Origin of the sequence: Vibrio sp. 10N.222.46.A1, assembly GCF_041473595.1 — a bacterium.
GTDB lineage: Bacteria > Pseudomonadota > Gammaproteobacteria > Enterobacterales > Vibrionaceae > Vibrio > Vibrio tasmaniensis_A.
Window position 1 is genome coordinate 1 of the sequence record NZ_JBFRSN010000795.1, and the last position, 374, is coordinate 374.

At 44.9% G+C, this 374-nt stretch carries 1 protein-coding gene; it reads left to right on the plus strand.

The features are described 5' to 3' along the window. Positions 1-374, plus strand: a 374-nt coding sequence (locus AB4496_RS20215) for an FAD-dependent oxidoreductase (protein ID WP_372131751.1), incomplete at both ends; no start/stop codon positions are given.

The window sequence follows — 374 nt, forward strand, 5'->3', positions numbered from 1 at the left end:
GAGCAAAGAAATTAAAGCCCAAGTTGTTGTACTTGGTTCAGGTCCTGCTGGTTACTCAGCGGCATTCCGTTGTGCGGATTTAGGTCTAGAAACAGTACTAGTTGAACGTTACAGCACTCTTGGTGGTGTATGTCTAAACGTTGGTTGTATTCCATCAAAAGCACTTCTTCACGTATCTAAAGTAATTGAAGAAGCAAAAGCGATGGCAGAGCACGGCGTTGTATTCGGCGAGCCACAGACGGACATCAGCAAGATCCGTATCTGGAAAGAAAAAGTAGTTGATCAACTGACTGGCGGTCTTGGCGGTATGGCTAAGATGCGTAACGTTACAGTTGTTAACGGTTTTGGTAAGTTCACTGGTCCTAACAGCATTC